The organism is Streptomyces sp. NPDC031225, from assembly GCF_055570355.1.
In genome coordinates this window covers 68,391-95,342 of sequence record NZ_JBVIHJ010000003.1, presented here as the reverse complement: position 1 = coordinate 95,342, position 26,952 = coordinate 68,391, and the positions used below count along the sequence as shown (strand labels likewise).

The window sequence follows — 26,952 nt, the reverse complement described above, 5'->3', positions numbered from 1 at the left end:
CACGCCACTGGACCCGGCCTGACGAGCCCGACCGTTTCGTGGGAGTGCTAGATGAGCGACCGGTGGGACGGCCCGGGCGGTCAGGCCACGCGCAGCCGCACCGGCGAGGTGCCCGGCCAGCGTGCGGGTGAGTCCGGGCCCCGGCCCGGGGGCCGCGCGGCGGCGCGTGAGGCGGCCCGCTCGCACGGGGGCAAGCGCTCACGTCGCCGGGTCCGCCCGGTGTCGCGCCGCAGGCGAATACTGAAGATCGCCGGACTGTCCCTGGCGATACTCGTCCTGGGCACGGCAGGTGTGGGCTGGTGGTTCTACCAGCACCTCAACGGCAACATCAACAGTGTCGCGCTCAACGGCAAGGGCGGCTCCGAGACGGCCGACGCGTTCGGTCGCACCCCGATCAACATCCTGGTCATGGGCTCGGACGGCCGGACCAGCAAGGCCGACTGCAAACTGGGCGGCGGCTGCTCCCAGACCGGCGTCCAGACCGGCAACGGCAACGCGGACGTCCAGATGGTGGTGCACATATCCGCCGACCGCTCCAACGCCACCGTCATGAGCATCCCCCGCGACACCATGGTCAACGTCCCGGCCTGCAAGGACAGCGAGAACGGCGAGTCCACGTCCGGCTACTACGGCCAGATCAACAGCGCCCTGCGGTACGGCCCCGCCTGCCAGGTGGCCACCATCCACCAGCTCACCGGCATCCCCATCGACCACTTCGTCAAGCTGGACTTCTCCGGTGTGGTCAAGATGTCCGACGCGGTCGGCGGTGTCTCCGTGTGTGTCAACGGCAACGTGTACGACACCTACTCACACCTGAAGCTGTCCAAGGGCACCCACACCCTCAAGGGCGAGGCGGCCCTGGAGTTCGTCCGCTCCCGGCACGGGTTCGGGGACGGCAGCGACCTCGGTCGTACGATCTCCCAGCACATCTTCCTCGGCGCGATGATCCGCAAGTTCAAGAGCGCGGGCACGCTCACCGACCCCACCGCGGTCTACGACCTCGCCGACGCCGCCACCAAGGCGCTGACCGTGGACGACGGACTCGGCAGCGTCAAGAAGCTGATCGCCCTCGCAGCCGACGTGAACAAGGTCCCCACCAAGCGGATGACGTTCACCACGATGCAGACCGCTCCCGACCCGAACGACACCAACCGGGTGGTGGTGGGCGGGGGCGCAAAGGACCTCTTCGCCAGCATCGCCGGCGACCAGTCCCTGAGCACCGGCTCCGGCAAGAAGGCGAAGGCCTCCGCGACGGCCACCGCCTCGACCGTGCCCGCCGCCCGGATCGCCGTGACCGTCGAGAACGGCACCGAGATCACCGGCCGCGCCTCCGACGTCGCCAACGCGCTCACCGGTCAGGGCTTCAGCTCCGCCACGACCACAGCCAACGCGCCGAGCCCTTCGGCCACCACCACCCTGACCTACGGCACCGGCCAGAAGGCCGAGGCGCAGACCGCCGCCAAGGCCCTGGGACTTTCCTCCTCGCACCTTCGGCAGGGCACCGGTACGGGCCTGACCCTGGTGATCGGCGGCGACTGGACGAGCGGAACCACGTACCCGGGCGGCAGTTCGTCGCCGGCGCCCGCCGACACCAAGGCCGCGGTCTCCGACGCCAACGCCCAGACCGCCGACCAGGCCAAGGACTGCGCCAAGGTCAGCCCCTACAAGACGGTCTCCCTCAACGGGGTCCCCATGACCCCCGCACAGGCCTACGCGGCGGCGACCGACAAGAAGGACTCCGACGACTGAGGCGGGAACGGGGCCCTTGGTTGTACAGTTGCGCAAGCTGGCAACAATGAACGTAGAGAAGGGACCCGCGGCATGCTTCGCAACGGACTGGAGCCCTGGCACCTGCTGATCGTGGCGATCATGATCATTCTGCTGTTCGGCTCGAAGAAGCTGCCCGAGGCCGCCCGCGGACTGGGCAAGTCGATGCGCATCCTCAAGAGCGAGGCCAAGGCCATGAAGGAGGACGGCACCGCCCAGTCCTCCGTCGCCCCGGCCACGGACGCGACCCCGGCCGAGCCCGCGCCGCACGTCTCCCCCTCCTGAACGAGCGGCTCGACTGCCGTACGGCCGGGGTGTGTCCCGGCCGGGGAACGGCCGGCACCGCCGGACCGGCACGGACGCGGCGGCAGGTCCGGGCACGGTGAACGCTGTCGGTGGCGGCCACTAAGCTCCCGCCCATGAGTGAGGCAGAAGGAGGCCCCGGCAGACGAGTCGTCGACGGGCGCTTCGAGTTGGAGGCCCGCCTCGGCGGCGGCGGAATGGGCACGGTCTGGCGGGCCAGGGACCTGGTGCTGCACCGGATGGTCGCGGTCAAGGAGGTCCGCCCGCCCGACCGGGATCTCGCAGAGTACGACCCCGAGGGCGCCCGGACGCTGCGCGAGCGGGTGCTGCGGGAGGCGCGGGCCCTGGCCCGGATCGACCACCCCAACGTCGTCACCATCCATCACATCGTCGACGGCGGTGACGGCACCTATCCGTGGATCGTCATGGAGTTGGTCAGCGGCGGCTCGCTGGCCGACCGGCTGGCCCAGGGGCCGATGCCGCCGGCCGAGGCGGCCCGGATCGGCCGGGGAGTGCTGGCCGCGCTGACCGCCGCGCATGACGCCGACATCCAGCACCGGGACGTCAAGCCCGCCAACGTTCTGCTGAGGTCCGACGGGCGGCCCGTGCTCACCGACTTCGGCATCGCCGCGATCCGCGAGACGACCAGCCTCACCGCCACCGGGTCCATCATCGGCACGGCCGACTTCATGGCACCGGAGCGGATCTCGGGCCACGAGGGCGGTGCCGCCTCCGACCTGTGGTCGCTGGCGATGATGCTTTATACCGCCGTGGAGGGCCACCACCCGCTGCGCCGGGGCAACACCCTGGCCACTCTCGCCGCCGTCCTGAGCGACGACGTGCCACCGCCGGTGCGGGCCGGTGCACTCGGGGACATCCTGATGAGCGTGCTCGTACGGGATCCGGCGGCGCGGCCGTCGTCCGCCGTGCTGGACCGGAGGCTGGCCGAGGTCGAGTCGGGACAGGCCGGTCCGGCGACCGCGTGGCAGCAGCCCACCGCCTACCCGCTGAACCCGCAGTCCGGCGCCACCGCCCCTTCGTATCCGGCGTATTCCGGGTATCCAGGAGCCTTCACGTCGCCGACCACGCCCGTCACCGCCGCGCCCGGTGCTCCCGTCCCCCCGGGTGCAGCGCCCGCCCCCGCCGGATTCGGGCCGCCGATGCATCCCGGGTACGGCGGTGCCCCGCCCCAGCCGGCGACATCGCCCGTGCGAGCCGGCGGTAGGCGACGCGCCGGTCCCACTGTCCTGCTCGGCGTGTCAGGGATCGCCGGCGCCCTGGTCCTCGTGTGGTGGCTGCTGCCTTTCGGAAGCGGTTCGGGTGGATCCGGCGGTTCGGGTGGGGCGGCGGGCGCAGGCGCCTCGCCCTTCACGTCGGCCCCGGAGGCCACCGGCTCCACGACCGGCTCCCCGGCCGCCGCCCCGGCCGGCCGGCAGTCGCAGAGCGCGACGACCACCGGTCTGCTCACCCCGGGCGGTATCCGCACGGCCATCGCGGCGATCAAGAATCAGACGGGCCGCAGCAGGTTCGGCGACTTCACCGTCTACGACGACTTCGTGTCGGTCGAGCTGATGGTGAAGGGCAGCGACACCAAGTACGACACCTACACCTACCGCCCCGGGCAGGGCGTGGAGAAGGGCATCATCAAGGGCTCACTCGTCGGCGGCAACCAGCCCTTCGGTCTTGCCGGATTCGACTGGGACAAGCTTCCCGGGCTCTTCGCGCAGGCGCGGAAGAAGCTCAACGTCGATGATCCGAACACCCGTTACGTGGTGGTGAGACCGCCGAACGACGTGTTCGACACCCCCCTGGGAATGGCCCTCTACCTGAGCAACGAGTACAGCCAGGCCGGCTACCTGGAGGCGACCCCCCAGGGCAAGGTGACCCGGGTCATGCCCGCCGACGGCTGACGGTCCACAGCCGGCCTCACCCACCCCTCGGGCCGCCCACCCCTGCGGCCCGGACACCTATGAGACCCGCCCATCCATGCGGCCCGGATACCCCTCGGCCCGCCCACCCCCTGTGGCCCGCCCACCCCTGCGGCCCGGGCACCCGTGAGGCCCGGACACTCATGGGGTCCGGACACCCATGAGGTCCGAACACTCATAGGGCTCGGACACTCATCGGGCCCGGACCCCCTGAGGGGCCGGTCACCCGTGTACGGCTCCGTCGGCGGAGGACTCGGCGGAGGACTCGGCGGAGGACTCGGCGGAGGACTCGGCGGAGGACTCGGCGGAGGACTCGGCGGAGGACTCGGTGGGGGAACGGTCCCCGGTCAGCCGCAGGGTCGCCAGGGCCGCCGCCCCCGCGAGGACGCCGAAGGTGAGGGCGGCCGGCACACCCCCGCCGAGACCCGAGAACAGGTGCACAGGACCCCACACGGAGCCGGTGTCGTCGATCACCATGTGCAGCAGCTGGCTCGCGAACAGCCCCAGGACGGTCGCGCACACCGCACCCACCGCCATGACCGGCAGTGTGGCCCGGGTGAGCAGTCCGGGCAGCAGCCGCAGCGACCACCACACCACGGCCAGCACGACCACGTCGGCGGTCCGGTACATCAGCCAGTCGCCGAGAGGCGTGGCCGTCGGTCCCGTCCAGCTGCCGAGCAGCAGCCACTCGCGCAGCAGGTCGCCGGGCTCGGACAGCAGCCCGCCGCCGTCGAACGACGTCTGGATCCAGGCCGCCACCGACACATAGGAGAGGACCACCAACGACAGCGCGACCACGGCCGTCCCCACGCTCGCGGCCAGCCGAGCGGCGCGTGGCGGCACGTCGCTCAGGGGCAGCGGATCCTCGCCCTCGTCGGTGAGCCGGGCCACCAGCACCGTGACGAACGCGGTCACCAACGCCGCGAACACCATGGCCGGCCCGCCCGAGGAGATCACCCCGGCCAGCTGCGGCAGGATCCGGTAACTGCCGTGCCCGCGGGCCGCGAGCAGCCACGGTGCGGAGAGCGTCACGGCCAGCGTCCCGGCCACCGGACCCCAGGCCCACAGCGCGAGCACCGTGGCCGGGGTACGGCCCCGCGTCGGCGGAATCCTGCGGACCAGGAGCAACGCGCCCGCCACGAAGAACACGAAGACCGCCGCGAACCTGATCTGCATGCCGGTCCTGTACAGGTCGGCGTACTGGAGGCCTCCTCCCGTGCCCGTGCTCGCGGCTGCCGCCGCGGGGTCGTACGACCAGGGTGCGAGCCACTGCCGCACCTCGTTCACGGAATCGATGTCGAACACGCCCGTGCTGCCGCGCAGTTGGAGTGCCTGCGCGCTCGCCCCCGCCCACCACAGCAGCACTGTGATCAGCAGCCCCCCGAGCAGTGCCGGTATCGCCGCGCGCCGATACGTCATGTGCCTTCCCCCGCTTCGGACCCTGACCCGCAAGTGTTTCGACCAGCCGAAGAGTAGGGGAAAGCGCTCACTCGAATGCACGCGCCTCCGATGTACCGGGACGGGTGGGACCTCGGCCCCGTGCGCGTGGGCGGCTGGCGCTCCCAGCCGACCGGGCGCACCGAATCACGGATCACGAGCTGTGTGCTCATCACGACATGGTTGTCGGACGTGAAACCGACCTCCCGCTCCAGCGCGAGGCGTACGGCGGTGCGGCCCAGTTCCTCGAAGGGGACGCGGACCGTGGTGAGGGCGGGAGTCAGGTCGGCTGCGAACGGGACGTCGTCGAAGCCGACCACGGAGACATCGCGCGGCACGCTCACCCCGGCTTCGCGCAGGGCGGCCGGCGCCCCCAGCGCGACCATGTCGGACCCCGCGAACACCGCCGTGAACCCGACTCCCGCGCGCAGCGCCTCGGCCGGCGGACTGGAACGGGTACCCGTCACCCGTTCACCGAAAGGAGCAACCATGCGCTACCGCACCCTCGGCAACTCGGACCTGAACGTCTCGGAGATCTCGCTCGGGTCCTGGCTCACCTACTCCGGCGGCATCGAGGCGGACACGACCCGCGCCTGCACCGAAGCGGCATTCGACGCGGGCATCAACTTCTTCGACACCGCCAACGCCTACGGACAGGGAGCCGCCGAGACGGCCTGGGGCGAGATCCTCTCGGCCCACCCCCGCGACTCGTACATCCTGGCCACCAAGGTGTACTTCCCGATGTCGGACGACCCGGACGACCGGGGCCTGGCCCCCGCCCAGATCGCCAAACAGATCGACGCTTCCCTGTCCCGTCTCCGGACGGACCACGTCGACCTGTACCAGGCGCACCGCTTCGACCCCACGGTGCCCATCGAGGACACCGTCGAGGCGTTCCGGAAGGTCGTCGAACAGGGCAAGGCCCGCTGTCTCGGTTTCAGCGAGTGGACCCCGGAACAGATCCAGGCGGCCGTCGACATCGCCGGGCCCGACCTGTTCGTCTCCTCCCAGCCGCAGTACTCCATGCTGTGGCAGGCCCCCGAGGCCGAGGTCTTCGACCTGTGCACCGGGAACGGCATCTCCCAGATCGTCTGGTCCCCGCTCGCCCAGGGCGTGCTCACCGGCAAGTACAAGCCCGGACAGCCCGTCCCGGAAGGCAGCCGGTTCGCCTCCGCGGACATGGCCGTCTCCCAGGACCTCGTGTACAGCGAGGCCACTTTGGAAGCGGTCCAGCGCCTCGTACCGATCGCCGAGGAGGCCGGGATGAGCATGGCCGCCCTCGCTCTCGCCTGGGTCCTTCGACGCGGTGAAGTCGCCTCCGCGATCGTCGGCGCCTCCCGCCCCGAACAGGTCCACAGCAACGCCGCAGCCTCCGGCGTGGAGTTGTCCGACGACCTGCTGAAGGCGATCGACCAGGCGCTCGGCGACGTCCCCGTCACCGAGCCGACCCTCGCGCCCGCCGCGCGGACCGGCGTCACCCACCGCTGACCGTAACCGGCCGAACGCGGGCGGAGGTTCGGGCGCCGCGGAGCGCCCCGCCAACGGGCTTCCCGTTCGGCGGGGCGCTCCGCGGCGTGCGGTGGTAGAACGAGCCTGTGATCGGCGGTGCAGGCGGCAGCCGGAGGGTGGGCGGGCCGAACGAGGGTCTGTGAGAGGGGAGTTGGGCATGGCGGCAGAGAACATCGACGATGTCGTGGACGGACTTGCCAGGATCGTGCGGGAGGCCGAACACGCCGGTGACCGGGTCGGATACTTCGGGGCCCTGTACCGACAGGTGACCGTCGCGGTCCGCACGGCCATTCACGACGGGCGGTTCGACGACGGCGACCGCATGGACCGTTTCGACACGCTGTTCGGCAACCGCTACTTCGACGCGTACGACGCGTGGCGTCGTGACCGGAGCGGGCCGCGGTGCTGGCGCGAGACGTTCGGGCTGCTCGACGATTCCGACACCGTCATCGTGCAGCACCTGATACTCGGGGTGAACGCGCACATCAACCTGGACCTGGCCGTCGCCGCCGCGCGGACGAGCCCGGGCGAGGACATCCACGCGATGCGCCGCGATTTCCTGCTGATCAACGACATTCTCGCGGGCGTGGTGCTGAAGGTGCAGGACTCCGTCGACGCCCTGTCGCCGTTCATGTCCCTGCTGGACCGGGTCGGAGGCCGCGCCGACGAGTGGATCCTCGACTTCAGTGTCCGGCAGTCCCGGCAGGAGGCGTGGTACAACGCCGTCCTCCTGGCGGGCCAGAACGAGGTGGAGCGCGAGGCCACCATCGAGCGGCTCGACATCAGGGCCGCCGTGCTCGCTCGGTTGATAGCGCGACCGAGCGGCCTCGTCCGGCCGGCCCTGGAGCTGATCCGCAGAACCGAGAGCGATGACGTGCCGGCCGTCATCACCCACCTGGACAACGCGATGCAGCGCCACTCCGCCGGGCAGGCGGCCGGGTGAGGCCGTGAGCAGCGGGTAGCGGGTTCCCGGCAACCCGCTGAGACCGGGGCGGAACACGTGATCGCCTGCCATGCCGCGAGCGTCCACGGACGTGCTGTTCGCGGCACAGCCTGAGTTCGCGGTCCGGGTGCGCACGTCACCTTGGCCGTCCGCGCGGGCAGGGAGACCGCGGACGGGAACCGCGTTGCGCGATTGACGCCCCGGCGGGCCCTGCCTACCGTCGCCCCAACACGTCTGAACCACGTCTGAACAGGCAGGTCGATGATGACGGACTCCTCGGGTCCCCCCGACAACAGATCCACCGGCCGGCAGCTCCAGATGGAGACACACGGTCTGGACGTGATCGGCGACGCCGAGCGCAAGGGCACCCCGCGCACCCTGTTCTGGCCGTGGTTCGGGGCCAACGTGTCCATTCTCGGCCTGAGTTACGGTGCCTTCGCGCTCGGCTTCGGGATCTCCTTCTGGCAGGCGCTGGTCGCCGGAGTGATCGGGATCGTCTTCTCGTTCCTGCTGTGCGGTTTCGTCGCGGTCGGGGGCAAGCGCGGTTCCGCCCCGACGATGGTCCTCAGCCGTGCCGCCTACGGGGTGCGTGGCAACCGTCTTCCGTCCGTCGTGTCCTGGGTGCTCACCGTCGGCTGGGAGACCGTGCTGTGCGCCCTCGCGACCCTGGCCACGGCGACCGTCTTCGGACGGCTCGGCTGGGGCGGCGGTACGGAGACGCAGGTGATCTCGCTGATCGTGGTCGCGGGCCTCACCGTGGTCGGCGGAGTCATGGGCTTCGACCTGATCATGCGGCTGCAGACCGTCATCACCGTGGTGACGGGCGTACTGACCGTGGTCTACGTCGGTCTCGTCGCCGACCACATCCACTGGAGCACCGTCAGTGCCCTCCCGGCGGGCTCCGCCCAGGAGTTCATCGGCGCGCTCGTCTTCATGATGACCGGCTTCGGCCTCGGCTGGGTCAACGCGGCCGCCGACTACTCCCGCTATCTGCCCCGGACCTCGTCGAGCCGGGGAGTGGTCGGCTGGACCACGTTCGGCGCCTCCGTCGCCCCGCTGCTCCTGCTGGTGTCCGGGCTGCTGCTGGCCGGATCGTCCACCAAGCTCAACGACGCCGTCGCCGCCGACCCGATCGGCGCGCTCACCACCATCCTGCCCACCTGGTTCCTGGTGCCCTTCGCCGTCGTCGCGGTCCTCGGCCTGGTCGGCGGCGCGGTCCTCGACATCTACTCCTCGGGCCTCGCCCTGCTGTCGGCCGGCCTCAGGATCCCGCGCTATCTGGCCGCGCTCGTCGACGGTGTCCTGATGATCGCGGGTTCCGTCTACATCGTGTTCTTCGCCGACGACTTCCTCGGCCAGTTCATGGGCTTCCTCACCACTCTCGGCGTCCCCATCGCCGCATGGTGCGGCATCATGCTCGCCGACCTGGCCCTGCGCCGCCGCGACTACGACGAGGACGACCTCTACCGCCCGGCCGGCCGCTACGGCGACGTACCGCCCACCCCGCTGATCCTGACCGTTCTCGCCACCGCCCTGGGCTGGGGCCTGGTCACCAACTCGGCCGCCGGCTGGCTCGACTGGCAGGGCTATCTCCTGGACCCCTTCGGCCTCGGCGGCAAGTCCGGCGCCTGGGCGTACGCCAACCTCGGGGTGCTCGCCGCCCTCGCGGTCGGCTTCCTCGGCACCGTGGCACTGGGCCGCGGACGGGTCCGCGCGCAGGAGGACGTCGTATGACGACAGGGGCGCTGGTCGTCATCGACATGCAGCGCGTCTTCGCCGAGCCCGACAGCCCCTGGTGCACTCCGCGTTTCGCCGAGGCGGCGGCAGGTGTACGGCGACTGCTGCCGTCCTTCGCGGAACGGGTCACCTTCACGCGTTTCGTCGCCCCCGCCGAGCCCGAGGGCGCCTGGCAGGCGTACTACGAGCAGTGGCCCTTCGCCCTCCAGCCGCCGGATGCCCCGCTGTGGCGGCTCACCGACGAGTTCACCGACCGGGCGCCCCACGTCATGGACGCCCCCACCTTCGGCAAGTGGACTCCGGACCTCGCCGCTCGTGTCGGCCCCGGGGGGCGCCTGGTCCTGGCGGGGGTCAGTACCGACTGCTGTGTCCTGTCGACGGCCCTCGCCGCCGCCGACGCGGGTGTCGAGACCCTTGTGGTGTCCGACGCCTGTGCCGGGGCGGACGACGACTCGCACCGCAGGGCGCTGGACGTGATGGCGCTGTACGGACCGCTGATCCGGGTCCTCTCCGCGGATCAACTGCTGTCGCTCTGACGTCACTTGGTGATATCGGGTCGGTACCGGACAGTTCCTGAACGCCGGCCGGACGGCCTGGGACATGCTCCAGCGCATCCCGTTCCGCACGGCCGGCTCCCCGCCACACGCGCGGGGGCGAACGGACGCAGTGCTGCCTCTGGTCCGGCGCGTCGGATGCGACACCCTCGGCCCGCCCTCGGTGCACGGCACGCCGTTTCCCTGCCGCCCCGCATGCATGCTCCCGGCACCCTCGGGTACGCGAGCAGCACCGCGCCCCGGGCGATCAAGCCCGAGGGCCAGGCCGCACGACCGCCGCTACCAGGGGATCTGCCATGGACACACCCGCCAATGACAACATCGCCACACCGGCTCAGCGGGCGCTGGACGCGCTGACGCAGAACACCGAGGACACGACGGCGCTGGACACGCTCGCGACCAGTGAGGTGCTCATCCCGGTACCCGACGACGCCGCGGAGGAGGAATCGACCGTGGCGCTGCCCGTGCTGGAGCAGCAGGACGGCGCTCCTGTGGTGCCCGTGTTCACCTCGGAGACGGAGATGGCCGAACTGCTTCCGTTCGTCTCCCGGTACCGTCTGGTGCCGCTGGGCGCGCTCGCCGCGCAGTGGCCGGACGGGGATCTGTCGCTCTCCATCGACGCCAGCTCAGCGCATCCGCTGACGCTCACGTCCGAGGGCGTGCGCACGCTGCTGGCGCGGCCGCTGGGCTGATCGCACGGTGGGGCCCGGCCACCGCAGCGACGGAGGGGGAGCGGCCGGGCCCGCAGAGGGGTGCGGACCTGCTCCCGCCGGCGCACCCCGGTTCTCGCATGCGAAACGGGGATAAGCGGCGCCGACACTGCTGATCCCCGGACCGTTCTGCGATCGCCGTGCCCCGACCATAGGACCGATCCGGCAGGCCGTCGCTCCGGAATACGTGGCGCATGTCCGCAAAGCGCGGCGGATCGGCGGGTGCGGCGGCTCACGGGGCGCGCAGGGTCCGGGAGGGCGACTCCCCGAAGCGTTCCCGGTACCGCCGCGCGAACCGGCCCAGATGCACGAACCCCCACGCGTGGGCCACGTCCGTGACCGTCGTCGTTCCCGGCACCGCGGCCCGCAGCTGCCGGTGCACGTGCTGAAGCCGTACCTCGTAGACGTACGCCATGGGCGACATGCCGACGTGCTTGCGGAAGGCTTCCTGGAGGGTGCGCAGACTGACCTGGGCGATGGCCGCGAGCCGGTTGGCGTCGTACGGCTCCGCGGGCAGCTCCTGCACGGCGTCCATGACGCGCTTCACCGACGCCGGACGCATCGGCGGGGGAGGAGCCTCCAGCGCCTCGCGGTAGGTGTGGTCCGAGGCCAGCAACATCCCTTCCAGGAGGGTCTGTTCGAGTCGGCCACGGATCATCGGGTGGCTCAGCAGGCCGTGCGGGACGTCCCGCTCCAGCAGGTTCCACATCGCGAGGCGCATCCAGCTCAGGCCCGGCCCCCGCGAGACGTCCATGTACGGTCCGAAACGCGGTGGTCGGCGTACCGTCCGGCCCAGCAGCACCTCCAACTGCCTTGACACGGCCGCTTTGTCGATCTTGACGGTGAGTGCCCGGCAGTCGGCGGACCAGGTGTCGATGTGGATGTCCCGCGCCGGATCGAAGACCAGCGCCCGTTGCTCGGTGGCGAACTCGACGTCCCCGCGCCCCTCCTGGACGGTGAAGCAGCCGCTGAAGGGGACGGCGACGTGGTACACGCCGGGCTCGCCGAAGGTCATCCTCATGTCGGTGCCGAAGCGGATGTCGCCCACGGTGAGCGAGCCGAGCTCGACGACACTGAGCCGGGTGGCGAACTGCGAGGTCCGGCCGGTGACTTCGAGCCGTAGATCGTAGTAATGGGCCGCGATCGCCTCGTGGGCCTCCTCCAGGGAGGTCGTGGCGTAGCTGCTGAACTCGGCGGCCCTGTCCTCTTCCACGGCCAAGGCGTCGTCAGCTCCCTCCGCGCTCGGGGTCCGCTCTTCAGCATGACCCCGAGGACGGCCGCTCATACCCGGCGGGGAGCGCCAGGGTTTCACAGCGCCTTTCCGGGGTTGAGAATGCCCCGTGGGTCGAACACCTCCTTGATCCGCCGTTGCAGGGAGTGCGCGGCGGGCCCGAGTTCCTCGGCCACCCACTGCCGCTTGAGCACTCCCACGCCGTGTTCGCCGGTCAGCGTGCCGCCGAGCCGGAGCGCCAGGGCGAAGATCTCGCCGGCCGCCTCCCATGCCGCGTCCGGCAGCCGGTCCAGGGCCGGGTCGACGACGATGATCGGGTGCAGGTTGCCGTCCGCCGCGTGCGCGATGGTGAACACGGGCACGTCGTGCCGGGCCGAGATCGTCCGGATCTCCCGCACGGCCTGGGCGAGCCGGGAGCGCGGCACCGCTATGTCCTCGATCAGCGGGCGGCCCAGCCGCTCCAGCGCGGGCAACGCGAGCCTGCGGGCGGCCAGCAGCGCGTCGGCCTCGGCGGGGTCCTCCGTCGCCTCCACCGTCGAGGCGAGGGGCGTGAGGAGCCGGACCACGGCCGCCGCCTCGGCCGACGCACCCGCCCCGTCGCACTGCACCACCAGCAGCGCGGCGCCCCGCTCCCGCAGCGCCGGGTCGACGGCGTGCAGAACGGGCCCGTCCACGAGTTCGGCCAGCGCGGGTTCGACGCCCGCCCGGGCGATGGCGTACGACGCCTCGGCAGCCGCCTCGAACGAGGAGAACCACGCGGCGATCGTGGCGGTCGCCACCGGGACGGGCCTGAGCCGCAGCGTTGCCGAGGTGATCACCGCGAGGGTGCCCTCGGAGCCGGTCAGGAGTGCGGTGAGGTCGTAGCCGGTGACGCCCTTGACCGTCCGGCGGCCCGTGCTGATCACCGTCCCGTCGGCCAGCACCGCCTCAAGCCCCAGCACGCTGTCCCGGGTCACCCCGTACTTCGCGCACCGCAGTCCGCCCGCGTTGGTCGCGATGTTCCCGCCGATCGTGGACAGGGCCGCACTCGCCGGATCCGGCGCATAGCGCAGCCCGTGCACACTCGCGGCCCGGTCCAACTCGGCGGTGATCACGCCCGGTTCGACGACGGCGAGCTGGTCGTCGGCCGAGAGTTCCAGCACACGGTTCATACCGGAGAGATCCAGCACCAGGACGCCCTCGCCGGCGGTCGCCCCTCCCGACAGCCCTGTTCCCGCGCCCCGGGGTACGACCGGGACCCGCAGCTGGTGGGCGTGTCCGAGCGCGACCGTCACGTCCCTCGTGCTGCGGGCGTGCACCACGGCCAGCGGTTCGCCCGCGTGCCGGGTGCCCGAGCGGTCGGTGGCGCGGGCGGCGAGCACGTCCGGGTCCGTGCTCAGCCGGTCGGGCGGCAGGTCACGGGCGAGGAGCCCCAGGAACCGTGCCGACACGGTGGTCTCGGGTGCCGCCGTCATGGGTTCAGCGCCTTCGTGCCGATCGCGAGCAGGGAGATGTCCTCCTGGGGCGCGTGCACGGGGGCGCACTGGATGTCCCGGAAGTGCCGCTCCAGCGGGTTGCCCCGGGACAGCCCCGGGTTCCCCAGCAGCCGTACGGCCGCCTCGACGGCCCGCACCCCGTGCCGGTCCGCCAGCACCCGCGCGCCCAGGGCCTGTTCGGGCGTGTACGAGAGGTCGCCGACGTCCAGCCTCGCGGCCCCGTCGAACACCAGCTGCTCGGCGGCGGCCAGCAGCACCTCGATCTCCCCGGCCGTACGGCGGAAGCGCTCCGTACGGGCCACCGGGTGACCGAGGTTGGCGGGCACGCGTGCGTGGGCGAAGGTGTGGAAGAACTCCTGCGCGGCCCGTGCGACTCCCAGGTAGAGGGCGGCGAGCGGGAGATGGAGCGAGGCGCCCGCCCGGTTGTCCTGCTCGGCGGCGGGACCGTGCGGCCCGATCCCGATCACGTGCTCGTACGGCACCTCGACCTCCCGGAAGGTCACGTCGTGACTGCCGCTCGCCCGCAGCCCCAACTGGTCCCAGCGGCCGGTGATCTCGATGCCGGGCGAGTCGCCGGCCACCAGGAAGGTGCCCACCCGCGGCTCGTCCTCGTCGGTGGTCGCCCACACCAGGAACCAGTCGAGCCCCTCGGCCCCCGTCACGAACCGCTTGGTCCCCGAGACCGCCCACCCGTCCGCGGTCCGCCTGGCCCGGGTCGCGGGCAGCCCGCCCCGCGCGGGGGAGCCCAGATCGGGCTCCACGCGCGCGTGGTTGAGCAGCACGGGACGCGCGAACGACTCCTTCACCACGCGCGCGTACAACTCCTCGGGCCAGTGCGGCTGTACGGCCTGACGGGCGTGGTTGGTGAGCGTCATCGCCGCGATCAGGGCCACGGACGGGTCGCCTTGCCCCAGCGAGTGCAGGATGCGCGCGCTCTCCTCCACGCCCGCGCCCCGGCCGCCGTACTGCTCGCCGATGGTGGCGGTGAGCAGCCCCGCCTCGTGGGTGATGCGCAGGGACTCGGCGGGGAAGGCGGCGGATCGGTCGTACTCGGCGGCCAGTTCGGCGATGCGCTCGTGAGGCCGGGTCACAGGGCCTTCTCCAGATCGGCGTTCAGTGCCGTGGTCCAGAACGACTTCACGTCCAAGTGCTCCTTCAGCGCTCCGAGTTCGGTGAACACGTCGGCGACCTTCTGCTGCGAGGCGACCGTGTCGTCGCCCACCGTGCGGGCCTGGGTGGGACGTTGGGCCTGGGCGTCAGTGAGGTCCTTCCTCGCCTGGGCGAGGGGCTGGTGGGTGGCGTCGGCGGTGACCTGGGCGAATCCGTCCAGGTGGCCGTCGCGGACGTAGGCGTACGCCTTGGTGATCCGTGCGATCAGATCGGCGGCCGCCGCCTTCTGCGCGGGGGTCTTCAGCACGCTGTCCCGCGCCGACCAGAGGAAGTTGCCGGACAGGATGTCCTTGCCGGAGCCGACCGTGGTGGCGCCCTGCTGGTGGGCGGTGATGACCGAGGTGCCGTAGGAGGCGAAGGCGTCGATGCTGCCGCCGTTCAGGGCCGCCAGACCGTCGTTGGGGAGCAGTGGCTTGGCGTCGATGTCGGACCACTTCAGGCCGGCCCGCTTCAGCAGCTCGTACAGGAAGTAGTGGGCGGTGGTGTTCTGCACGTAGCCGACCTTCCTGCCCTTCAGGCCGGCGATGTCGGTCACTTTCGAGTCCTTGGGGACGACGACCTCCTGGTTCAGGGTCGCGCCCTTCTGCACGGCGACGACCTTGAAGTTGGGGTGGCCGTCGGCGGCGGCGAACACCGGCGGGATCTCGCTGGAGGAGGCAAGGTCGAGGGCTCCGGCGCGGACGGCCTGGAGCTGCTGGTCGCCGCCCTGGAAGAGGCTCCACTTGACCCGGTAGGGGGTGTCGTCGAGGTGGGCGTACTTCAGCACCGCCTCCTCGACCTTCCAGCCGGTCGCGCCGACTCTGAGGGTGACGGTGGGGGACTCGGCCCGGGCGTCGCCGCCGCAGGCAGTCGCGAAAGGCAGGAGCAGGGCGATCACGGCGGCGGACGTGCGCAGGGAACGGCGGAACAACACGGGCCCTCCATCAGGCTGCGTGGGCGCCGGCGGCGCGGTGGGCGAGTTCCTGCCGGACCAGCGGCAGGACGTGACGGGCGTAGTCGATGGCGTCGTTCAGCGGGTCGTAGCCGCGGATCGACAGCAGGTCGCAGCCGATGTCGACGTAGTCGAGCAGGGCCTTCGCGACCGTCTCCGGGGAGCCGACCAGGGCAGTCGAGGCGCCGGCCGCGTTGGTGGCCACCGCGGGGGCGGTCCACAGGCAGCGGTCGTGGACCTCACCGCGGTCGGCGATGTCGAGGAGCCGCTGGGAGCCGACGTTGGCCGGGCGGCCCGTGGTGCGGTAGTGCCGCAGCAACTCGGTGTTCTTCGCCTGGTCCTTGAGGGCGCCGAGCGTGCGGTGGGCCTTCTCCCAGGCCAGCTCGTCGGTGGGGGCGATGATCGGGCGGAACGACACCCAGATACGGGGATGCGGGCGCCCTGCCGCGTCGGCGACGGCGTTCACGGCGGCGATCTGGTCGGACGTCTCCTTCAGCGGCTCACCCCACAGGCCGAAGATGTCGCCCTGCTGCCCGCCGACCCGGTAGGCGTCCTGGGAGGAGCCGCCGACGGAGATGGGGATCAGCCCGTTCACCGGCTTCACGTCCGAGTAGTAGCCCTCGAACCTGAAGTGCTTGCCCTCGTGGGACACCGGCCCATCGGACTGCCACACCTTCCTGAGGATCTGGATGTACTCGTCCGAACGCTCGTACCGCTCGGCCTTGTTGAGGTAGTCGCCCTCCCGGCGCTGCTCCTCGTCACTCCCTCCGGAGATGATGTGGACGGACAGCCGCCCGTCGCTGATCTGATCCAGGGTGGCGAGGGCCCGGGACGCGTGGGTCGGGAGGACGACACCGGGCCGGTGTGCCAGGATCGGGCGGATGCGCTCGGTGTGGGTGGCGACGAACTGGGCGATCTGGAAGGCGTCCGGGGACGCCGAGTGGTAGGCGACCAGGGTGTGGTCGAAGCCGCCGTCGTCCAGGGCGCGGGCGTACCTGCGCAGGTGGTCGCGGTCGAAGCCGGTGCGGCTCGCGGCGGCGGGACCCGAGGCCCCGCTGTCGGTGTGGACGGCGCTGATGAACTCGACAGGCATGAGAACTCCCTTGCGGCGGCGACTACTTGAGAAGCGACGTGTCGGCCGACTTCGCCACGTCGACGTTCGGGTCCAGGACCCCGATGCCGTTCATGAGGTCGGCCACGCCCTGGACAGTGCTGTTCACGTCGTCGGTGATCGGCAGGACCTTGCCGTAGGCAGCCGAGGCCAGCGTCTTCGCCACGGTGGCGTCGGCGCCGTTGCGGGTCTCGATGGCCTTGGCGTAGTCGTCCCGGTGGGTGCTCGTCCAGGTCAGGGCCGTCCCGAGGCGCTTGAGGAAGTCGGCCAGCGCGGCCTTCTTCGCGGAGTCGGCGAGGGCCTTGTCGGAGGCGTTGATGAACCCGATGCCGCTGACCCGGCCGTCCGCGCCGTCGATCAGCAGCTTGCCGCCCTGTTCCAGGCCGACGGCCTGGTAGACGCCGAAGGTCGCCCAGGCCTTGATCTTCCCGGAGGCGAAGGCGGCCTGTGCGTCGGTCGGCAGCAGGTATTGCACCTTGACGTCCTTGTAGCTCAGGCCGTTCTGCTTGAGCACGTTGGCCAGCAGGTACTCCGCGATGCTGCCCTTGGCGGAGGACACCACGACCTTCTGGCCCTTCAGGTCCTTCACGCTGTCGATGCCGGAGTCCTTGCGGACCACGATGCCGACGTGGGTGCCGTCGTTCTGCAGCGCGGCCACGTTCTTGATCCGCACACCGCCGCTGAGTGCCTGGAGCGCCGGCAGGTCGGCGGAGTAGCCGGTGTCGGCGGCACCCGCCTGCACGGCCTGGTAGAGCGGTGCGGCGCCCTCGAACTCGGCCCATTTCACCTTGTACTTGGCGCCCTTGAGGGCGTCCGAGGCGGCGACGATGGTCTGGAGGGTCTTGGCCTGGTCCCCGATGGTGAGGGTGACCTGCTTCGACGTGGATGCGTCCGCCGAGGAGTCGGCGCCGCAGGCGGTCAGCGCCAGCAGTGCGGAGAAGCCCAGTGCGGCGGTGGCGAGTCTGCGGATCACGAAGGGGTTCCTTCCAGAGTGCGGGTCACGCCGAGCCAGTTCAGGAGGCGGGCGCGCAGGGAGACGAACTCGGGGGCGGTCAGGTCACGGGCGCGGGGCAGGTCGACGGTGAGCTCGTGGGCGATCCGGCCCCTGTCCATCACCAGCACGCGGTCGGCGAGCAGGAGCGCCTCCTCGACGTCGTGGGTGACCAGGAGGATCGCGCAGCCGTGCCGCTGCCACAGCTCGGCGACCAACTGCTGCACCCTGCCCCGGGTCAGGGCGTCCAGAGCGCCGAACGGCTCGTCCAGGAGCAGCAGTTCGGGCTCGCGGACCAGGGCGCGGGCCAGGGAGACACGCTGGGCCTGACCGCCGGAGAGCGTCTTGGGCCAGACGGTCGCGCGGTCCGCGATCCCGACCTCGTCGAGGGCTTTTCGGGCCAGCTGCCGGTCGGGCCTGCCGGGCAGCCCGAGAACCACGTTGCGCCACACCTTCAGCCAGGGCAGCAGCCGCGGTGACTGGAAGGCGGCGCTGCGGCGGGCGGGCACGGTGACCTCGCCGCCGATCTCCTCGTCGAGCCCGGCGAGGATCCTCAGCAGTGTCGACTTCCCGCACCCGCTGTGCCCGAGCAGGGCCACGAACTCGCCCTCACGGATGTCGAGATCGAGGTCGTGCAGCACGGTGTTGCCGTCGAAGGCCCGCGAAAGCCCCCGGATCTCCACGCTGTTGGCCATGTCTACGCCCCGCCCTCGAAGTTGGCCCGCCAGGTCAGCAGACGGCGGGAAAGGATCCGTACGGCGAAGTCGCACGCGAGACCGAGCAGCGCGTACACGACGAGGCAGAGCACGATGACGTCCGTGCGGAAGTACTGCTGGGCGTTGCTCATCAGATAGCCGAGCCCCGCGTCCGCGTTGATCTGCTCGGCGAAGACCAGCGCAAGCCAGGCGGTGGACAGCGCGTACCGGAGCCCCACGAGGGCGCCGGGCAGCGCGCTCGGCAGGATCACGTACGTGATCAGGCCGAGTCGGCCCAGACCCATCATCCGTGCCGCTTCGACGAGTTGGGCGTCGGTGGAGCGGATGCCGCCGTAGATGTTGAAGTACAGCGGATACGTCACACCGAGTGCGACCAGGGCGATCTTCGGGGTCTCCTCGATGCCGAACCAGACGATGAACAGCGGGATCAGGCCCACCCACGGGATCGCCCGGAACATGCCCATCGAGGAGTCGATGACGTCCTCGCCGAGCCGGAACAGCCCGGCGAGGAGGGACAGGGTCAGTGCGATCGCCGCTCCGATCACGAAGCCGGTGGCGGCACGGCGCCCCGACGCGGCGATGGCGCTGGGGAGTTCGCCGTTCTTCGTGAGCTCGAAGGCTTGCCGGACGACATCGACGGGGGAGGCCAGCACCGTCTCCGGCAGGACTCCGGTCGCCGAGGTCAGGAACCACAGCAGGACCAGACCGACGGGTCCCGCGGCCCTGCGCACGGAACGGGGGACCGTGAAGCGGCTGCCGCTCTTCGACGTGCCGCGGATGGTGACCCGAGCGGGTGGCGCCGAGGCGGCCCGCAGCACCGGTGAGTTCGTCGTCATGGTCGGCTTCCCTTCACTGCCGGGCGCGCCGGGTCGGCCGACCAGGCGGACCAGGAGCCCGGGAAGAGGACGGCCTCGTACCCGGCGATCTCCAGGGCGGCGATCTGGTGGGCCGCGGTGACGCCCGAGCCGCAGTACACGCCGATGCGCCGCGCCGTGGCGGCACCGCGCTCCTCGAACCGCTTGCGCAGCTCCTCGGCCGGGAGGAAGGTGCCGTCCGCCGCGAGGTTCTCGCCGGTCGGCGCGGACACCGCACCCGGGATGTGCCCCGCGCGCGGATCCACCGGCTCCACCTCGCCGCGATAACGCTCACCCGCCCGGGCGTCCAGCAGAAGCCCGGAGACCGCGAGTTCGGCGGCCGTGTCCGCGTCGGCCACCGGGAGTCCGCCCGCCCGCAGGACGACGTCACCCGGTGACGGATCGGCCGGCTGCCCCTGTTCCAGGGGCAGCCCCGCGGCACGCCAGGCACCGAGCGCCCCGTCGAGCAGCGTCACGCGGCCCAGACCCGCGTACCGCAGGAGCCACCAGGCCCGAGCGGCAGCCGTGTTGCCCAGGTCGTCGTAGATGACGACGGGTTGGCCCTGACGGATGCCCCACCGGCGCGCCGCCTTCTGCAGGTCCTCGATCGACGGCAGCGGATGCCGGCCGCCCTCGGGGCTCGGGGCGGACGCGAGTTCCGTGTCCAGGTCGACGTAGACCGCGCCCGGGACGTGTCCCTCGGCGTAGTGCTCGCGGCCGTGCGGGTCGCCGAGCGCCCAGCGGACGTCGAGCAACGCCGGGGGAGTGCCGGAGGCAAGCAGTGCGCGGAGTTCCGCGACGGAGGTGGTGACGGTCATGCCCGCTCCTCGGCGATCGGCGGCAGCTCGGTGGACAGTCGCAGCCGCTCCAGGAAGAGGACGATCGTGGCGGCGACGGTGCGGTGGAGGGCGTCGTTGAGGACGTCGTGCCGACCTCCGCGGAAGAGGACCGTGCGCACCCCCGCGTAGGCGGCGAGTGCCTCGTCGACCGGGCTCACCCTGTCGTCCTGTCCGTGCAGGGCCAGGACGGGGACCTGCACGCGGTCCAGGCGGAGGGTGGGCAGTTCGGGGGCCGCGTCGAGGGCGGCCCGCCGGAAGTCCGGGTCGTTCGTCAGGCGTCCCTGATGGGTGGGGCAGGCGGTGCGGGCCTCGACCTCGGCCTCCCAACTCCCGGACGTCCAGGGTGAGGTGGGAAGACCGGCCACGATCAGGGCGTCGACGTCCGCCGCTTGCTCGACGGCCAGCCGGGCCGCGTGGAGCGCGCCGGTGTCCGAACCGACCAGCACCTTCGGGCCGGGCAGCGACTCGTCGGCGAGCAGCTTGGCCGCCTCGTCGAGCACGGAGGGGTCGGCGGTCGCGTCGCCGAGGGCGCGGACCCGGTAGGCGTCGAAGGCGAGCCGGCGGCCGAACCGCTCGTACACACCGCCGTGTTCGCCGCGGCCGGCCAGCACGATCAGCGTGCCGCGTGCGGCGAGACCTTCGGGTTCGTCCCAGGAGAAGGAGGAGGGCATGAGGGGGCAACTCCCGTGTCGGAGCGGGGAAAAGAATGCAGACAGGAGGCGCTGTCACGTGTCAGTTCGGGGTAGACGCGATCAGCGCGAGAACAAGACGTGAGCGTCTCGGGAAGAGGCGGCCGGGCGCCGCAGGGATGTCAGCGACAGCGCGCGCTGCACGCCACGCCGAAGTCGATGACTCGGCGCTGCGTCAGAAGGGCAGCAGTGGTGGTCGCGTGCAGCATGCGTTCATGATGACCGACCGTGACGGGCCGCGTCCAACGACGATTCCGCATCGAAACCGATCAGCGATCGCGATCGATCGCCCCGAACGGCTAGGGTCACGGCATGCCCCAAGCCGTCCTGGACATCGTGGCCCTGCGCAGTCTGACCGCGATAGCCGACTGCGGCGGCTTCCATCGCGCCGCCCAGGTTCTCGCCCTGAGCCAGTCCGCGGTCAGTCAGCACGTGCGCAAGCTGGAGAAGATCCTGGGGCACCCCGTGGTCGAGCGCGAGGGCCGTGGCACCCGCTTCACCACCGAGGGACGGCTGCTGGTCGAACAGGCCCGCCGGATCCTCGCCGTTCACGACGAGGCCGTACGCACACTCCTCGGTGCCGACGGCGACACGGTCACGATCGGTTCCACCGAGCACGCCGCCGACCAGTTCCTGCCTCTGCTGACCGCCGCCGTCGAGGCGGTGCGCCCCGGTTGCCGGGTCCGCTTCCGCATCGACCGCTCCGCCCGGCTCGTGGAGGCCGTGGAGCGCGGCAGCGTCGATGTCGCGGTGTACGTCACCGAGGCCGCGGCGACCGAGGGCACCCGCGTCGGGGGTCTGCCGCTGCGCTGGCACGCCGTGCCCGGCTGGGAGCCGCCACGAGCGCCCGCTCCGGTGCCGCTGGTGGCCATCGAGGACCCGTGCGCGATCCGGCGCCGCGCCATCTCGACGCTCGCGGCGCGCGGGGTGCCCGCCGCGGTCGTCGGAGACGCCGGCTATCTCGCGGGCGTCCTGGACATCGCCCGCACCGGCCAGGGCGTGGCGCTGCTCGCGGCGGTGGGTCCTGCCCCCGACGGTCTGACCCCGTACGCGGGCCTGCCCGAGGTCTCCCCGATCTCCATGAGCGCGCTGGCCCGCCCGGGCGCGGACCCGGCGACGGTGGAGGCGGCGTTCGGAGCGGTGCGGGACCTGCTGGCCTGAGCGAGAAGGTGCGACGCCCCTCTGTCAGGTGAGCCGTGCGACCGGACCGCGCACCGGGGCGCTGTCAGAGCGCGCTCAACCACCCAGCGTGCGCGCCAGCGCGTCGCGCTGCAGCGGCAACACATCGGCATGCAGAGCACGGCCCTTGCGGGTGAGCGAGACGTACACCCCGCGCCGGTCCTCCACGCACACCGAACGCTCGACCAGCCCGTCCTTCTCCAGCCGCCCGATCAGCCGCGACAGCGCGCTCTGGCTGAGATGCACCCGTCCGACCAGATTCTGCACCCGGCACTGATCCCCCTCGCGGGGCGACTCGGTGGCGAGGATGTCGAGCACCTCGAAGTCGCTCGCGCCCAGGCCGTGCGGGTGCAGCGCGCGGTCGATCTCGCACATCGTGCGCGCGTGCACCGACAGGATGTCCCGCCACCGCTCTTCGAGGCCGGTCTCGACCGTTTTCACCGCCATACATGCACGGTAACACCGATCGGTTCATTTATTGACTGTGCAACTAGTGTGCGTGCAAGCAGTGCGTCAGGCCTGCGGGTCCTGGGTGAGGCCGATCAGGTTGCCGTCCGAGTCCTTGACGAAGGCGATCAGTTTGCCTCCGCCGACGTCCTGGACGTCTTGGAGCGTCTCCGCCCCGGCCGTCACCAGGGCCGCGAGGGTCGCCCGGATGTCATCGACGTGCCAGTAGGGCACCGGGCCCGTCATGCCCCTTGCGTGCCCGTTGGGGTCGAGGCCGACGTCCTGTCCCGCGTCCTTGAATCCGACGTAGTACGGCTCGTCCGCGTACGGTTCCACCCCCAGCAAGGCACTGAACAGGGCCTTCGCCGCGGCCAGATCCTTGACGGGATAGATGATCGTCTTGAGGCCGGCAGTCATGGTGTCTCCTCCGTGAGGTGTTCCCGACGTTCCGCGTCGGTGGTTTCACGCTAAGCCGGGGGAGGTGCGGTCCGCTTCTCCGATCCTGACCGGCTCACCGTCCGGGAGAAGGGGGATCGTGGTCGTTCCGGAGCGTGCGGGCCGATGAAGGTGCGGCGGTGACTGAGTCCGTCCGCTGACGCGGCCCCCGGATCCTCGGGTGGCGTACCCGCGCGCGGAGGGTCCGTTTGTGCGTGTGGTGGCTCTGCCGACGTTCCTCGTGTCGGCGGTCAGGCCATCAGGCGGGCCCGGGGCCCGGCCTCGACGGCCCGCCCAGGACCGAACGCCGTGCCGCCCCTCACCACGCCCGCGCCCGGCCTCCGGCCCTCCTGGACCCGGGCCGGCTCCAGCCGCCGTGCCCGTCGCGTCCGTGGCTCACGCAGTGCCCGTCGCGTCCGTGACTCACGTCGCGTCCGTGGCTCACGCAGTGCCCGTCGCGTCCGTGACTCACGCCGCGTCCGTGGCTCACGCCGCGCCCGCAGCTCACGTCGCGCCCGCCGCTCACGCCACGCCCGCCGCTCACGTCGACTCCCGGCACACAAGCTCCGTCGGCAGGATCACCGCCGCCGGATCCTCGCCGCCCAGTTGGGCCAGCAGTACCCGGACCATCTCGGCGCTGATGCGGTCGTAGGGCTGACGGATGGTGGTGAGGGCGGGGGTGGCCTCCGTGGCCGCGTTGGAGTCGTCGAAGCCGCCCACGGACACGTCCTCCGGGACCCGGCGGCCCGCACGGCGCAGCGCGGTCAGGGCGCCCAGGGCCATGAGGTCGGAGGCGACGAACACGGCGTCCATGTCCGGGGCCTGCGTGAGCAGGAGCTCGGTGGCCGACTCCCCGCTGCCCCGGCTGTAGTCGCCGGAGACGACGAGCCGCTCGTCGATCTCGATGCCCGCCTCGGTGAGGACCTCCTTGTAGCCGGCGAGACGGTCGACACCGCCCGGCGAGTTCAGCGGGCCGGTCACGATGCCGATGCGGCGGCGGCCCCGCGACAGCAGATGGCGCACCATGTCACGGGCGCCGTCGCGGTCGTCCGCCGCCACGTAACTCACCTTCGACCCTGACCGCATGGGCTTGCCGCACTGGACGACGGGCACGCCCGCCTTGTGCAGTTCCTCGGCCACCGGGTCGGCGGAGTGGCTGGTCACCAGGAGTACTCCGTCGAGGTGGCCCGCCGTGATGAAGCGCTTGATCCGGCGCCGCTCGTCCTCGGCCCCCGCCAGCATCAGCAGCAGCGGGATGTCGTGCGCGGCCAGCGCCTGGGTGCAGCCGCGCAGCAGGACGTTGAAGTTGGGGTCCTCGAAGAACCGCTCCTGCGGCTCCGTGAGCAGGAACCCGACCGAGTCGGAACGCCCGGTGATCAGTGAGCGGGCATGCCGGTTGACGACGTAACCAGTCTTGCGGATGGCGGCGTCGACGGCCTCGTGCGCGGTGGGGCTGACGTAGTGTCCGCCGTTGAGCACGCGCGAGACGGTGCCCCGCGACACCCCGGCCTCGCGTGCCACGTCGTGGATCGTCGGTGCCCTGCGCCGGCCCCCCGCATTGTTCATGGTCACGACTCTATGCCCCGCGGTCCGGTGAAGGGGCTGCCGGAACGGCCCGAGGGAACGACAGGGTGTGCCCGATCTGTGATCGTGCACAGCAAATGCGGATGTCAGGCACTTGGCAAGCGCACCTCACATGCGGTTATCTTGGGCGGCGCACCTCTGGAGCTGTGTGTGCACGTTCCCAACGAGTCGATACGGGAGAGACCCATGCCGGAGACCACCCCCAGGGGCCTCACCAGACTTGCCTTCGGCGGGGACTACAACCCGGAGCAGTGGCCGGAGAGCGTCTGGGACGAGGACGTACGGCTGATGCGCGAGGCCGGGGTCACCATGGTGAGCGTCGGGATCTTCTCCTGGGCGCTCCTGGAGCCCGAGCCCGGTGTGTACGACTTCGGCTGGCTGGACCGGATCATCGGCCTGCTGCACGAGAACGGCGTCCGCGTCGACCTCGGTACGCCCACGGTCGTGCCGCCCGCCTGGTTCTACCGCGCCCACCCCGACGCACTGCCCGTCACCGCCGACGGCACCCGGCTCGCGTTCGGCTCGCGGGGCGCCATCTGCCACAGCAACAGCGCTTACCGCGCGGCCGCCGCGAACATCACGACCAAGCTCGCCGAGCGCTACGCCGACCACCCCGCCCTCGCGATGTGGCACGTGCACAACGAGTACGGCGTCCCCGTCTCCGCCTGCTACTGCGACTCCTGCGCCGCGCACTTCCGCCGCTGGCTCGAGACGACCTACGGCAGTGTCGACGGCGTCAACGAGGCCTGGGGCACCGCCTTCTGGGGGCAGCGCTACACCGGCTTCGAGCAGATCGACCCGCCGCGCACCGCGGCCACCGTCGGCAACCCCGGCCAGGCGCTGGACCACAAGCGGTTCGCCGACGCGACGATGCGCGAGAACTTCCGTATGGAGCGGGACATCCTGCACCGTCTCTCCCCGGGCATCCCCGTCACCACCAACTTCATGACCGCGCTCAGCCAGTGCGACTCCGTCGACTACTGGGCCTGGGGGCGCGAGGTCGACATCGTCACCAACGACCACTACCTCATCACCGACGGCCGCCGCACCCACGTCAACCTCGCCATGGCCGCCGACCTCACCCGCTCGGTCGCGGGCGGCGCCCCCTGGATCCTGCTGGAGCACTCCACCTCCGGGATCAACTGGCAGCCCCGCAACCCAGCCAAGGCCCCCGGCCAGATGGCCCGCAACTCCCTCGCCCACGTGGCCCGCGGCTCCGAGGGAGCGATGTTCTTCCAGTGGCGTCAGTCCCGGCGGGGCGCCGAGAAGTTCCACTCGGCGATGGTCCCGCACGGCGGCACCGATACACGCGTGTGGCGCGAGGTCGTCGAACTGGGCGCCTCCCTCGACTCGTTGAGCACCCTGCGCGGCACGCGCACCCGGGCGGACGTCGCCGTCCTGTGGGACTGGCACTCCTGGTGGGCGCAGAACCTCGACTGGCGGCCCAGCGAGGACCATGACGCGCGCGAGCGCGCCGACGCCTTCTACGAGGCCCTCTACGACCGCCACCTCACGGTCGACTTCGCCCACCCGGAAGCCGACTTGTCGGCCTATCCCCTTGTCGTCGTACCGGCTCTGTACCTGATGACGGAGCGGGCCGGGGCCAACCTCCGGGAGTACGTGGAGAACGGCGGCACCCTCGTGGTGTCGTACTTCTCCGGCATCGTCGACGAGTACGACGCCGTGCACGAGGGCGCCCACCCGGGTGCCCTGCGTGACGTACTCGGCCTGACCGTCGAGGAGTTCTCGCCGCTGCTGCCGGACCAGCTGGTGCGGATCACCGGCCCCGACGGCTCCGAGCTCACCGGCGACGTGTGGACCGAGTTCGTGGTGCCGCACGGCGCCGAGACGGTGTGGACGTACGCCGACGGCCTCACCGAGGGCCACCCCGCCGTCACCCGGCACCGGCACGGGGAGGGTACCGCCTGGTACGTCTCCACGCGGCTGGCCGCCCAGGGCCTCGACGTGCTGCTGGGCTGGGCCGCCGAGGACGCCCGGCTCCCCTCGCGCGCCGACCTGCCCCGCGACGTCGAGGTCGTCCGGCGCGAAGGGGAGTCCGGTTCCTATGTCTTCGTCGTCAACCACACCGCCGCCGAGGCCAAGGTGACCCTGGAGAGCGACGGCACCGAACTGCTCACCGGCGAGCGCGCGGCGGGCGGACTCGCCGTCCCGGCGGGTGCCGTCCGGGTCGTACGACTCGACGGCTGAACCGACTCCTCTCCGCCCGCGAGACCACGAGCCGCGGGCGACCCCACCTCCTCGGGGCGTGGCAGCCTCTCCCTCCCGGCTGCCGCACGCGCCGAACGGCCCTGTGCCGCAGAGGAGTTTGATATCGGACAAGCTCGGTGACTGCGGGACAGGGCAGCTCCGGCTGCGGGACAGTGGGCACACACGCGGTTGCCGAAGGCCCGG

General features: G+C 71.3%; 24 protein-coding genes and 1 pseudogene. 10 read left to right on the top strand and 15 right to left on the bottom strand.

The genetic code is table 11. The features are described from left to right. Positions 1-51: 51 nt before the first annotated feature. From ACZ48Z_RS05980 to ACZ48Z_RS05970, 3 genes are all read left to right on the top strand, one after another. On the top strand, positions 52-1,749 hold the full coding sequence (locus ACZ48Z_RS05980) for an LCP family protein (protein WP_468734565.1): 1,698 nt from the start codon (positions 52-54) through the stop codon (positions 1,747-1,749). A 72-nt stretch (positions 1,750-1,821) separates the two neighbouring features. Beyond that, the gene (tatA, locus tag ACZ48Z_RS05975) at positions 1,822-2,052 is read left to right on the top strand and encodes a Sec-independent protein translocase subunit TatA (protein WP_468734564.1); all 231 of its coding nucleotides are present in this window, start codon (positions 1,822-1,824) and stop codon (positions 2,050-2,052) included. A 134-nt stretch (positions 2,053-2,186) separates the two neighbouring features. Beyond that, the gene (locus ACZ48Z_RS05970) at positions 2,187-3,980 is read left to right on the top strand and encodes a serine/threonine-protein kinase (RefSeq protein ID WP_468734563.1); all 1,794 of its coding nucleotides are present in this window, start codon (positions 2,187-2,189) and stop codon (positions 3,978-3,980) included. A 240-nt stretch (positions 3,981-4,220) separates the two neighbouring features. Here ACZ48Z_RS05970 and ACZ48Z_RS05965 read toward each other — a convergent pair whose 3' ends face one another. Both ACZ48Z_RS05965 and ACZ48Z_RS05960 read right to left on the bottom strand, forming a co-directional pair. Further along, positions 4,221-5,417, bottom strand: a complete 1,197-nt coding sequence (locus ACZ48Z_RS05965) for a hypothetical protein (RefSeq protein WP_468734562.1) — start codon at positions 5,415-5,417, stop codon at positions 4,221-4,223. Between the two features lie 155 nt (positions 5,418-5,572). Then, a pseudogene (locus tag ACZ48Z_RS05960) lies at positions 5,573-5,872 on the bottom strand (substrate-binding domain-containing protein); the annotation flags it as partial. A gap of 52 nt (positions 5,873-5,924) precedes the next feature. Between ACZ48Z_RS05960 and ACZ48Z_RS05955 the strand changes: the two are divergent. The 5 genes from ACZ48Z_RS05955 (at position 5,925) to ACZ48Z_RS05935 (ending at position 10,870) form a co-directional block, all read left to right on the top strand. Further along, positions 5,925-6,923, top strand: a complete 999-nt coding sequence (locus tag ACZ48Z_RS05955) for an aldo/keto reductase family protein (RefSeq protein ID WP_468734561.1) — start codon at positions 5,925-5,927, stop codon at positions 6,921-6,923. A 178-nt stretch (positions 6,924-7,101) separates the two neighbouring features. After that, positions 7,102-7,887, top strand: coding sequence for a DUF5995 family protein (locus tag ACZ48Z_RS05950; RefSeq protein WP_468734560.1), 786 nt, complete (start codon positions 7,102-7,104; stop codon positions 7,885-7,887). Positions 7,888-8,205: 318 nt separating this feature from the next. Next, positions 8,206-9,621, top strand: coding sequence for a purine-cytosine permease family protein (locus tag ACZ48Z_RS05945; RefSeq protein ID WP_468734559.1), 1,416 nt, complete (start codon positions 8,206-8,208; stop codon positions 9,619-9,621). Then, entirely contained in the window at positions 9,618-10,160 is a 543-nt protein-coding gene (locus ACZ48Z_RS05940; protein ID WP_468734558.1) for a cysteine hydrolase family protein, read from the top strand. Before ACZ48Z_RS05945 ends, ACZ48Z_RS05940 begins: the two co-directional genes overlap by 4 nt. Before the next feature lie 314 nt (positions 10,161-10,474). After that, positions 10,475-10,870, top strand: a complete 396-nt coding sequence (locus tag ACZ48Z_RS05935; RefSeq protein WP_468734557.1) for an SseB family protein — start codon at positions 10,475-10,477, stop codon at positions 10,868-10,870. A 250-nt stretch (positions 10,871-11,120) separates the two neighbouring features. Here the strand turns inward: ACZ48Z_RS05935 and ACZ48Z_RS05930 are convergent, their stop codons facing one another. The 10 genes from ACZ48Z_RS05930 to ACZ48Z_RS05885 all read right to left on the bottom strand — a co-directional run bounded on the left by ACZ48Z_RS05930 (position 11,121) and on the right by ACZ48Z_RS05885 (position 20,877). Next, positions 11,121-12,101: an AraC family transcriptional regulator gene (locus tag ACZ48Z_RS05930; RefSeq protein ID WP_468734863.1), complete on the bottom strand. Its 981-nt coding sequence runs from the start codon at positions 12,099-12,101 to the stop codon at positions 11,121-11,123. Between the two features lie 95 nt (positions 12,102-12,196). Next, positions 12,197-13,573 (bottom strand): FAD-binding oxidoreductase, encoded by a 1,377-nt coding sequence (locus ACZ48Z_RS05925; RefSeq protein ID WP_468734556.1) that lies wholly within the window; start codon positions 13,571-13,573, stop codon positions 12,197-12,199. Continuing rightward, the gene (locus tag ACZ48Z_RS05920) at positions 13,570-14,685 is read right to left on the bottom strand and encodes an acyl-CoA dehydrogenase family protein (RefSeq protein ID WP_468734555.1); all 1,116 of its coding nucleotides are present in this window, start codon (positions 14,683-14,685) and stop codon (positions 13,570-13,572) included. Before ACZ48Z_RS05920 ends, ACZ48Z_RS05925 begins: the two co-directional genes overlap by 4 nt. Beyond that, the gene (locus ACZ48Z_RS05915; RefSeq protein ID WP_468734554.1) at positions 14,682-15,677 is read right to left on the bottom strand and encodes an ABC transporter substrate-binding protein; all 996 of its coding nucleotides are present in this window, start codon (positions 15,675-15,677) and stop codon (positions 14,682-14,684) included. Before ACZ48Z_RS05915 ends, ACZ48Z_RS05920 begins: the two co-directional genes overlap by 4 nt. Positions 15,678-15,687: 10 nt before the next feature. After that, positions 15,688-16,788, bottom strand: a complete 1,101-nt coding sequence (locus tag ACZ48Z_RS05910; RefSeq protein ID WP_468734553.1) for an LLM class flavin-dependent oxidoreductase — start codon at positions 16,786-16,788, stop codon at positions 15,688-15,690. Between the two features lie 22 nt (positions 16,789-16,810). Further along, on the bottom strand, positions 16,811-17,779 hold the full coding sequence (locus ACZ48Z_RS05905; protein WP_468734552.1) for an ABC transporter substrate-binding protein: 969 nt from the start codon (positions 17,777-17,779) through the stop codon (positions 16,811-16,813). Then, a complete protein-coding gene (locus ACZ48Z_RS05900; RefSeq protein ID WP_468734551.1) occupies positions 17,776-18,492 on the bottom strand; it encodes an ABC transporter ATP-binding protein in 717 nt (238 codons plus the stop codon). The genes ACZ48Z_RS05905 and ACZ48Z_RS05900 overlap by 4 nt, the downstream gene beginning before the upstream one ends. 2 nt (positions 18,493-18,494) lie before the next feature. Then, a complete protein-coding gene (locus ACZ48Z_RS05895) occupies positions 18,495-19,349 on the bottom strand; it encodes an ABC transporter permease (protein WP_468734550.1) in 855 nt (284 codons plus the stop codon). Continuing rightward, positions 19,346-20,185 carry a sulfurtransferase gene (locus tag ACZ48Z_RS05890; protein WP_468734549.1) on the bottom strand — a complete coding sequence of 280 codons (840 nt, stop codon included), beginning with the start codon at positions 20,183-20,185 and terminating at the stop codon, positions 19,346-19,348. The genes ACZ48Z_RS05895 and ACZ48Z_RS05890 overlap by 4 nt, the downstream gene beginning before the upstream one ends. Continuing rightward, positions 20,182-20,877, bottom strand: a complete 696-nt coding sequence (locus tag ACZ48Z_RS05885; RefSeq protein WP_468734548.1) for an alpha/beta hydrolase — start codon at positions 20,875-20,877, stop codon at positions 20,182-20,184. The genes ACZ48Z_RS05890 and ACZ48Z_RS05885 overlap by 4 nt, the downstream gene beginning before the upstream one ends. A 330-nt stretch (positions 20,878-21,207) precedes the next feature. Here ACZ48Z_RS05885 and ACZ48Z_RS05880 point away from each other — a divergent pair, with 330 nt between their 5' ends. After that, the gene (locus ACZ48Z_RS05880; RefSeq protein ID WP_468734547.1) at positions 21,208-22,056 is read left to right on the top strand and encodes a LysR family transcriptional regulator; all 849 of its coding nucleotides are present in this window, start codon (positions 21,208-21,210) and stop codon (positions 22,054-22,056) included. A gap of 75 nt (positions 22,057-22,131) precedes the next feature. Here ACZ48Z_RS05880 and ACZ48Z_RS05875 read toward each other — a convergent pair whose 3' ends face one another. The 3 genes from ACZ48Z_RS05875 to ACZ48Z_RS05865 all read right to left on the bottom strand — a co-directional run bounded on the left by ACZ48Z_RS05875 (position 22,132) and on the right by ACZ48Z_RS05865 (position 24,528). Beyond that, entirely contained in the window at positions 22,132-22,521 is a 390-nt protein-coding gene (locus ACZ48Z_RS05875; RefSeq protein ID WP_468734546.1) for a MarR family winged helix-turn-helix transcriptional regulator, read from the bottom strand. Between the two features lie 66 nt (positions 22,522-22,587). Continuing rightward, entirely contained in the window at positions 22,588-22,938 is a 351-nt protein-coding gene (locus tag ACZ48Z_RS05870) for a VOC family protein (protein WP_468734545.1), read from the bottom strand. A gap of 558 nt (positions 22,939-23,496) precedes the next feature. Beyond that, positions 23,497-24,528, bottom strand: a complete 1,032-nt coding sequence (locus tag ACZ48Z_RS05865; RefSeq protein WP_468734544.1) for a LacI family DNA-binding transcriptional regulator — start codon at positions 24,526-24,528, stop codon at positions 23,497-23,499. 198 nt (positions 24,529-24,726) lie between these two features. Between ACZ48Z_RS05865 and ACZ48Z_RS05860 the strand changes: the two genes are divergently transcribed. Next, positions 24,727-26,748, top strand: coding sequence for a beta-galactosidase (locus ACZ48Z_RS05860; RefSeq protein WP_468734543.1), 2,022 nt, complete (start codon positions 24,727-24,729; stop codon positions 26,746-26,748). Positions 26,749-26,952: the final 204 nt, after the last annotated feature.